Origin of the sequence: Janthinobacterium sp. UMAB-56, from assembly GCF_900095265.1 — a bacterium.
GTDB lineage: Bacteria > Pseudomonadota > Gammaproteobacteria > Burkholderiales > Burkholderiaceae_D > Janthinobacterium.
In genome coordinates, this window is sequence record NZ_LT607651.1 from 633521 (window position 1) to 634025 (window position 505).

General features: G+C 64.6%; 1 protein-coding gene. It reads right to left on the bottom strand.

The window, feature by feature from the left end; translation table 11 throughout:
• Window positions 1–505 (bottom strand): cadherin-like domain-containing protein (locus tag K0F85_RS28525; protein ID WP_257572488.1); only part of this gene is annotated, 505 nt, incomplete at both ends.

Consider the following 505-nt stretch of genomic DNA (forward strand, 5'->3'; position numbering starts at 1 on the left):
TAGGCCACCGTGGCACTGACATCGCCGGCAATGGGCGCAACGTTCGCCACGGTGACGGAATAGGCGCGCGACCCCGTATAAGGTCCACTACCAGTGCTGCTATCGGTGGCGGTGATGGTGAAGTTATACGGCCCCGCCGCCGTGGGCGTGCCGGACAAGGTGCCGTCCGATGCCAGGCTCAGACCCGCCGGCAAGGTGCCGCTGGAGACATAGCTATACGACGACACGCCGCCACTGGCGGTGATTGTCTCGCTGTAGGCAATACCGAACGTCATCGCCTGCAAGACCGCCGGTGCCACCGTGATGGTCGGCCCGTTGACCGTGATCGTCACGGTGGCTTGCGCCGAAGTGCCACCGCTATTGCTGGCCGTATACTTGAAGCTGTCTGACCCGGAATACCCTGCCGTCGGCGTGTAACTGATACTCGTGCCGCTGACCGTCGCCGTGCCATGACTGGCGGCGGATGCCAGGGCCACCGACGTCGGCACGCCGCCGCTCAAACTCA